Source organism: bacterium, from assembly GCA_018814885.1.
GTDB lineage: Bacteria > Krumholzibacteriota > Krumholzibacteriia > LZORAL124-64-63 > LZORAL124-64-63 > JAHIYU01.
Genome location: JAHIYU010000150.1, coordinates 1 through 5,470, shown reverse-complemented (window position 1 = coordinate 5,470; position 5,470 = coordinate 1). Strand labels below are relative to the sequence as shown.

Sequence of the window (5,470 nt, the reverse complement as noted above, 5' to 3'; positions counted from 1 at the left end):
GTCTTCCTGCCCGATGCGGCGGCCGTGCGCGCGGCCGTGCGCGACGGCGGCGGCGCCCTCGGCCTCGCCTCGACGCTGACCCTCCCGGACGATCTCGACGCGGCCGGCGTGACGACTCTGGCCTGGCGCCAGGAGGATGCGGCGGAAACCGCGGCGCCGACCCGCGAGGCCATCGCCGACGGCAGCTACGGTCTGCATCACCGCCTCTACGCGGCGTGCCGCGCCGGCGGCGGTCTGCAGGCCGCCAAGTTCCTGACCCATCTCGCCAGCGGGCGCGGTCAACGCCAGATCGAGCGCGCGGGATACTTGCCGGACAGTCGGGTGTTGAGAGAGATCATCCTCACCCGGAAACCCGTGGGCGAATGACCCCGCAGGGAGGACTGTCTCATGAGCGTATCCAGACGATGCCGCCTCTTCGCGGCGACGGTCCTGCTGCTGGCCGTCGTCGCGCCAGGTCCCGCGTCCGCTGATCGGCCCGTCTACACCATGGACACCGACCCCCTGCGCCTCGGCAAAAAGGCCCTCGCCGGCGGCCGCCTCGCCGAGGCGAAAGCGCTCTTCGAGGAAGCGGTGCACAACGGACACCACGTGCCGCGCGCCCTGTTCGGCCTGGGCGAAATCGCCATGCGCGAAGGACGCTACGACGACGCCGAGCCGCTCTACCGCCGCGCCCTGGAATCCGGCGGCGACGATTACGCCGAGGCCCACGCCGGCCTGGGCCTGACGCTGCTGCGCCTGGACCGCGATCAGGAGGCGGCCCAGGAGTTCGCGCGCGCGCTGGACGCCGACGGCAAACTCTGGGAACCCCACTACGGCCGGGCGCGTCTGCTGCTGGCCCAGCAGAAGTGGAGCGACGCCCTGCGCGAGCTGGAGCACGGCGCCGGCCTGCACGGCGTGGCCGAGGGCGAGGACGAGTACCGCTTCGGCATGGCCCTCTACCAGCTCGGTCGGGGCGAAGTGACCGAGGCCGAGACATCGGCCCTGCTGGCCCTCCACCTGAATCCCACCGAACCCGAATACGGCACGCTCGTCGGCGAGATCTACGAGCGCCGCAACGCGCCGACCCTGGCCATCGACGCCTACGAGCAGGCGCTGCGCGCCCCCGGCATGGTTCCCACCTCGCCCATGCTGCACACCCTCGGCAACCTCTACCGCAAGGTCCGGCGCTACGACGACGCCCGGGATACCTACCTGCGGGCCGTGTCGGCCGACTCCACCTACGCCCCGGTCCTGAAGGACCTCGCCGATCTCCTGCGCGCGGCCAAGCGCTACGACCAGGCGGCCCGCACCTACCTGCGCTACGTGATGGAGGAGAAGGACGACGTGGACGCCCTGATCGCCCTGGCCGACTGCTGCCTGGAGATCGGCAACCCCGGGCAGGCCGCCGAGGCCGCCGCCGCGGCGCGCAAGCTGGCCCCCGGGCGCGAGGACGCGCTCTTCCTCTTCGCGCGCGCGGCCATCCACGGCGACGACGCGCAGGGCCTCGCCGAGGCCGCCGCGCTGATGGCGTCCCTGCCGGCGGATCTCGACTGGCGAGCCGACGACTTCATCGCGCTGGCCGCCTGGCAGACCGGGCAGAAGCGCTACCGGGAAGCCTACACCAGCCTGGCGCGCGCCGCCGCGCTGGACCCGCAGGAAGCGAAGGTCCCCTTCCAGCGCGGCGTCGTCGACCTGCGCGCCGGAGACGCCGCGGCCGCCGTGGCCAGCTTCCGCGCCGCCGTCGCCCTGAACCCCGACGCGCCGGCCTACAATCTCAACCTGGGCATCGCCCTGTACCAGGCCGGGCGGCTGGACGACGCCATCCCCTCCTTCCGGCGCGCGCTGGAGCTGCGCGAAGACCTGACCGTGGGGCGTCTGCTGCTGGCGCAGGCCCTCGCGGCGCGCGACGACATCGCCGCGGCCGAACGGGAGTACCGGCGCGTCCTGGAAAAGGAGCCCGAAAACGCCAAGGCCCTGCGCGGCCTGGGCTTCTGCCGCCTGCGCCAAGCCGACTACCGGGGCGCCGCCGCATCCTATCGCACGGCGACCGCGGCCGACCCGGACAACGCGGACGGCTGGGCTGGGCTCGGCGGCGCCGAACTCGGCCTGGAGAACCTCGACGCGGCCGCCGCCGCCTTCGACCGCGCGCGCCGCATCGATCCGGACAACGTCATGCTCGAGAAGGGAACCGAAATCCTGGAACAGGCCCGGAGCAGGGCCGCGGGCGGCTGACCGCCGCACCGGCCGCGCCCCGCGCCGCCTCAACAGCAAGGATCGTCCGTGACGGAGCCGCGGCACGGATGACCCGGGTTAGGAAGGGAGATCCCGCTGATGAAGAACTACGTCCTGATCCCCATCTTCGTGCTCTCGGTGTGCGTGTCCTGGCTCATCTGGACCAACATGCCGCAGTACATCAAGCAGGGCGGGCCGCTGCTGGTGCTGGGGCTGACCTTCCTGTTCCTGGCCCTGACCTTCGCCATCGAGCGCTTCATCGTCCTGGGGCGCGCGGGCGGACGCGGCGACGTCGGCTCGTTCGTGCGCGCCATAAAGGACTCCGTCCACGCCGGCGACCTCGGTGACGCCATCGCCGCCTGCAAGAAGCAGGGCGGCAGCCTGGCCAACGTGATCGGCGCCGGGCTGGAACGCTATCGCGACCATCGACCGCAGGCCAAGTCGGACAAGGAGCTCCTGGACGAGACGCGGCGCGCGTTGACCGAGGCCAGCGCCCTCGAGAGCCCCAATCTCGAGCAGAACCTGACGGCCCTGTCGACCATCGCCTCGATCGCCACGCTGCTGGGGCTGCTGGGCACGACCATAGGCATGATCCGCTCGTTCCACGCCATGTCCCGCGCGGGGGCGCCGGACGCCACGCAGCTGGCCCTGGGCATCTCCGAGGCGCTCGTGAACACCGCGCTGGGACTGACCACGGCCATCATCGCGACGGTGCTCTACAACTACTTCACGACCAAGGTCGACGCCTTCAACACGCGCGTCGACGAGACCTCGTACGAAGTGCTCCAGCTGCTGGAGAGCGCGAAGGAGTCCTGAGCCATGGCCCGTCGCACGCGAGTCCGGATCGACATGACGCCCATGGTGGACGTGGCCTTCCTGCTGCTGATCTTCTTCATGTCCACCACCCAGTTCAAGCCGCCGGAGCAGGTGGCGGTGCGCCTGCCCTGCTCGTCCTCGGAGATCCACGTGCCGGAAACCGACACGATCATCCTCACGGTCAACCGGGAGGGGCGGATCTTCATCTCGAGCGAGCGGGTCAGCGATCTCCAGGAGCTGCTGCCCCGCGACGCCCTGCAGGCCGTCGTCGACTGGCGCAGCCGCAACCCGCGGGCCGTGGTGGTGCTCAAGGGGGACCGCGACGCGGCCTTCGGCGTCGTGGCCGACCTGATGGACGCCCTGGCCGAGGCCAAGACGCTGCGCTTCAACCTGATGACCGATTTCAAGAAGAGGACGCCGCCCGCCCCGGCGTCGTAGAGGAGGCTCGATGGCCGACGTCGCCGTCGCCGAGAGCGGCAAGCGGAAACCGCAGGAATCCTCCACGCTGGTCCGGCCGCGCCGGCGGCGGGTGGGCGTGCGCATCGACATGACGCCCATGGTGGACGTGGCCTTCCTGCTGCTGATCTTCTTCATGGTCACGACGGTCTTCCGCCGCCCCCTGGCCATGGAGGTGAACATGCCGGAGCCCGGCGCCAAGGTCGAGGTGCCGGAGTCCAACGTGATGACCGTCTACGTGGACCGCGACGAGTCCATGTACTACAAGATCGGCACCGGCGGGCTGACGCCCGTGGGCTGGGACGGGCTGTCCGACGACTTCCGGGCCAACGCCGCGGCCAACCCCGACCTGATCGTCCTGGTCAAGATCCATCGCGAGGCGCGTTACGAACCGATGGTTGACATGATGGACGCGCTCGAGGACGCCCACATGGAGCGGTTCAGCCTGATACCCATGAAGGAAGGCGAGGACGCCGTGCTGGATGGCATGCGATGAGCGTTCGGGACAGGGCGGCGCCCGCCGCGCCCCACATCCCCTGGGCCTACTCCCTGGAGGACGCCGCGCGCCTGCCGTTGACCGGCGAGTCGCACCCGTTGCGGCGCGAGTTCATGAAGTGGCTGTCGTGGGCCAACGGCGCCGCGCTGCTGCTGGGCGCCCTGTTGTTCGCGGGCTGGTGGCTCTGGAGCCACCGCCAGCAGCCGGAGCCGCCGCCGCGCGAGATCCGCATCGTCCGCTACACCGACCTGGGCGTGCCACCGTCCATCGCCCGGCCCACGGCGCCGCAGATCAGCGTCGCCGAGGCCGTCGCGGAGGTCGCGGCGGCGCCGTCCATCGGCGTGCCCGAACCGGTCGCCGACGAGCTGGCCCGGAGCCGCACCATCGCCACCGTGTCGGAGATGGCCGAGGCGCTCACGCCCATCACCCTCGACGACCTCGACGCGGGCGAGGGCGGCAGCCTGGTCGTCGAGCTGGACATCGACGTCTCCCCCTCGCCGGACGAGTTCGTGGCCGTCGAGGAGGAGCCCATCCGCATCTCCATCGACCCGCCCGTCTACCCCCAGATGGCCATGTCGGCCGGCGTCGAGGGAACGGTGATCGTGCGCGTGCTCGTGGGCAGGGACGGCAAGATCAAGAACGCCATCGTGGTGGATGGCCAGGAGATGCTGCGGGACGCCGCCATCGTGTGCGCCAAGACGGCCGTCTTCAAGCCGGCCCTGCTGGACCACAGACCGGTCGAGGTGTGGGTCCTGATGCCGGTGACCTTCAAGCTGCGCTGACGCGCGCTCCCTGCGAGACGGGACCGCCCCGGGCACTGCCCCGGGCGCGGCCCCGGGATATCGTCCTACATCCCCCACAGATGCATCGTGTTCACGTCGCGCCCCATGAGCTTCAGGTAGTAGAACAGCTGGTTCTTGTGGGACTGCAAGTGCAGCACCATGCCCAGGAACTGCCGCCCGAAAAGCTCCGCGTGGTCGGGGTCCCAGGGCGCGGCCGCCTTCTCGTTGGCCAGCTTCTGCTCGCCGGCCCGGGCGACCGTGTCCAGGGCGAGCTGCCTGTCGACGGCCAGGGCCTCGCGCGCCGCCCTGACGCTGCCGGTGGCCGGCAGGGCCTCGGCCGGGGGCAGCATCGACTCGTGTTCCGGCGCCTCGCCTTCCGGTGCGCCGTCGCATTCGGGCATGCTCCAGTCGCCGGTCAGGAAGCCGCGGCAGCAGAATCCGCAGGAATTCGTCATGTGCATCAGCAGCTGGCCGGTTGTCATCCAGTTCGAGCCGGTGACGGGTTTCCAGTCGAGGTCCTCGTCGTCGACCATGGCCATCAGGTTGTCGGCGACGCGGAAGTTGTCCTCGATGGCGTCGGTGAGAAGTTCGGTCCAGTTCATGCAATATCTCCCCTGGCGGATGTGGCGGATCTCGCGCGAACCCAGAGATCACATGATAAGCACGCAAGCCTCAGAAGTCCGCGATCTCGTCGATCAGCGCCGGATCG

At 70.3% G+C, this 5,470-nt stretch carries 7 protein-coding genes; 6 read left to right on the top strand and 1 reads right to left on the bottom strand.

Features of this window, described 5'->3' with window-relative positions:
• The 6 genes from KJ554_11515 to KJ554_11490 form a co-directional block, all read left to right on the top strand.
• On the top strand, window positions 1-366 hold a 366-nt coding region (locus KJ554_11515; GenBank protein ID MBU0742966.1), incomplete at its 5' end, for a hypothetical protein.
• Window positions 367-387: 21 nt separating this feature from the next.
• Window positions 388-2,211, top strand: a complete 1,824-nt coding sequence (locus KJ554_11510) for a tetratricopeptide repeat protein (GenBank protein MBU0742965.1) — start codon at window positions 388-390, stop codon at window positions 2,209-2,211.
• A gap of 99 nt (window positions 2,212-2,310) precedes the next feature.
• Window positions 2,311-3,027 (top strand): MotA/TolQ/ExbB proton channel family protein, encoded by a 717-nt coding sequence (locus KJ554_11505; GenBank protein ID MBU0742964.1) that lies wholly within the window; start codon window positions 2,311-2,313, stop codon window positions 3,025-3,027.
• Window positions 3,028-3,030: 3 nt separating this feature from the next.
• The gene (locus tag KJ554_11500) at window positions 3,031-3,465 is read left to right on the top strand and encodes a biopolymer transporter ExbD (protein ID MBU0742963.1); all 435 of its coding nucleotides are present in this window, start codon (window positions 3,031-3,033) and stop codon (window positions 3,463-3,465) included.
• A gap of 10 nt (window positions 3,466-3,475) precedes the next feature.
• Window positions 3,476-3,979, top strand: a complete 504-nt coding sequence (locus KJ554_11495; GenBank protein MBU0742962.1) for a biopolymer transporter ExbD — start codon at window positions 3,476-3,478, stop codon at window positions 3,977-3,979.
• Window positions 3,976-4,761 (top strand): energy transducer TonB, encoded by a 786-nt coding sequence (locus KJ554_11490; GenBank protein MBU0742961.1) that lies wholly within the window; start codon window positions 3,976-3,978, stop codon window positions 4,759-4,761. The genes KJ554_11495 and KJ554_11490 overlap by 4 nt, the downstream gene beginning before the upstream one ends.
• Before the next feature lie 65 nt (window positions 4,762-4,826).
• Here KJ554_11490 and KJ554_11485 read toward each other — a convergent pair whose 3' ends face one another.
• Window positions 4,827-5,363: a DinB family protein gene (locus KJ554_11485; GenBank protein MBU0742960.1), complete on the bottom strand. Its 537-nt coding sequence runs from the start codon at window positions 5,361-5,363 to the stop codon at window positions 4,827-4,829.
• Window positions 5,364-5,470: the final 107 nt, after the last annotated feature.